Genomic DNA, 1,940 nt, shown 5'->3' with positions numbered 1-1,940 from the left:
TATCAGTGTTTAAAACAAATCCATCTTGCGTGATATTGGTAAGTATTCCACGAAATTTTCGGCGCCCATCAATGGTTATTTTGGTTTCAATTTTTGCAAGATGTCCTTGCCAATGAAAAAAATCAGATTTTCTTACCAATGGACGATCAATTCCAGGGGATGAGATTTCTAAATGATATTTGCGTTCAATAACATTTTCTACATCAAGGAGAGGGGAAACAGTCCGACTAACAATTTCACAATCCTCTACGGTCAGAGAACCATCAGCCCGTTCAACCATAATTTGAAGTGTTAAACCATTTTGTCCAAGAAGCTTTACACGAACCAAACGAAAACCTAAAGGTTTAAGCAGCGGTACGACAAGAGCAGCAACCCGTGCCTCGACACCATCTTCTTTAAACAGGCGTGGTTCATCAAGATTACTTATTTTTTCAGCTTCGTTCATACATTTTATCCAAGTTATTTTCGTCAGTTTTATGATATTAAAAAAGAGCAGGTCCAAGACCCACTCTTCATCATAAGACCAAGAATTTAGCTATTGATACTCTTAAATTCAAAATTTTTCAAGATGTTTATAAGAAAAGCACTTGATCATTTATTTCTTTATAAAGGTAAGATAGGCAGGTGTTCGTCCTTCGCGTAACGCTTTTGCTTCATAGCGGGTTCCTTTCCATAGTGGATAAGGGGCTTTCCAATCTCGGGGGCTTTCTGCTTTCCATTCAAAGTGATCATGGTGTGCACAATGATAGAGAGTCCAGTTTATATAACTGTCTATATCGCTAGCAAAGCGAAAAATTTTCCCTGTTTTAAGTACACGAGCAAAACGGTTAAGATTTTTTATATTGATGAAACGTCGTTTCCAGTGTTTCTTTTTTGGCCAAGGATCAGGATAGAAAAGATCTATGCCATCAAGTGAGTTATCAGGGAGCCAATCAAGCAGGCGTGTAGCATCATCATGATAGAGGCGAAGATGATTTTGATGGTGTGTATGTTGTTCAAGGGAAAACAATATTTTTGCCATGCCGTTGATAAAGGGCTCGATGCCGATAAAACCGGTTTGTGGAAAATGTTCCATTTCATGGAGTAAATGTTCACCGCTACCAAAGCCGATTTCAAGTCGAATTTCACTTACTTTTTTTGAAAATAATGATGTAAGGTTTGAGGGAGGAGGGACATTTAAATCAATATTAAAATTGGGAAGAAGCATTTTTATACGTGCAAGCTGATTGTTTCGCAGCCGCTTTCCTTTTCGGCGTCCAAAAAAGGCTTCACTCTTACGTATATTATATTTAATCATGGAGTTTTGATCATTGTTTGAAGTGTTTTTACCAGATCAGTTTTTTCCCACGAAAAGGAACCATCCTGCTTTGGTTTTCTCCCAAAATGACCGTAAGCAGCTGTTTTGGTGTAGATCGGCTTATTAAGGTCAAGATGTTTGCGAATTCCGGTGGGGGAAAGGTCCATTATTTTGCGAATAGCTGCTTCAATAACGTTTTCATCAACCTTTCCTGTTCCATGAAGATTAAGATAAATCGACAAAGGTTGTGCAATACCAATTGCATAGGAGAGTTGAATTGTGCATCGCTCTGCTAAATGAGCAGCAACAATATTCTTAGCCAGATAGCGTGCCGCATAGGCTGCAGAACGATCAACTTTTGTTGTATCTTTTCCAGAGAAAGCACCGCCTCCATGGGGAGCAGCACCTCCATAAGTGTCTACGATAATTTTGCGTCCTGTTAATCCAGCATCGCTTTGAGGACCACCAATGACAAATTTTCCTGTTGGGTTAATATACCAACTGCATTGAGCTGCAATGGGAATATCATGTAAAGCTTGACGAATATAAGGCTCAACGACTGTACGAACTTTATTGGAATCCCAACTTTCGTCAAGATGCTGCGTTGAAAGAACGATGGATGTGACCTCTATAGGTTTTCCAT

The 1,940-nt window shown here is 39.2% G+C and carries 3 protein-coding genes; all 3 read right to left on the bottom strand.

The window, feature by feature from the left end:
* Nucleotides 1-445: ribosome maturation factor RimP (gene rimP, locus BN338_RS08335; RefSeq protein WP_039760947.1), on the bottom strand; the 445-nt coding region annotated here is incomplete at its 3' end.
* Nucleotides 446-595: 150 nt separating this feature from the next.
* Nucleotides 596-1,297, bottom strand: coding sequence for a tRNA (guanine(46)-N(7))-methyltransferase TrmB (locus BN338_RS08330; RefSeq protein WP_039760945.1), 702 nt, complete (start codon nt 1,295-1,297; stop codon nt 596-598).
* On the bottom strand, nt 1,294-1,940 hold a 647-nt coding region (locus tag BN338_RS13250; RefSeq protein WP_039760943.1), incomplete at its 5' end, for a methionine adenosyltransferase domain-containing protein. The genes BN338_RS08330 and BN338_RS13250, both read right to left, overlap by 4 nt.

This window comes from Bartonella queenslandensis AUST/NH15, assembly GCF_000312585.1.
GTDB lineage: Bacteria > Pseudomonadota > Alphaproteobacteria > Rhizobiales > Rhizobiaceae > Bartonella > Bartonella queenslandensis_A.
Note: the sequence above shows the minus strand (reverse complement) of the source record. Positions and strands in the feature narration are given on the sequence as shown.

What these genes read in the sequence shown, in the direction of transcription:
- BN338_RS08330 (WP_039760945.1), bottom strand. Translation starts at nt 1,297, where the DNA reads ATGATTAAATATAATATACGTAAGAGTGAAGCCTTTTTTGGACGCCGA.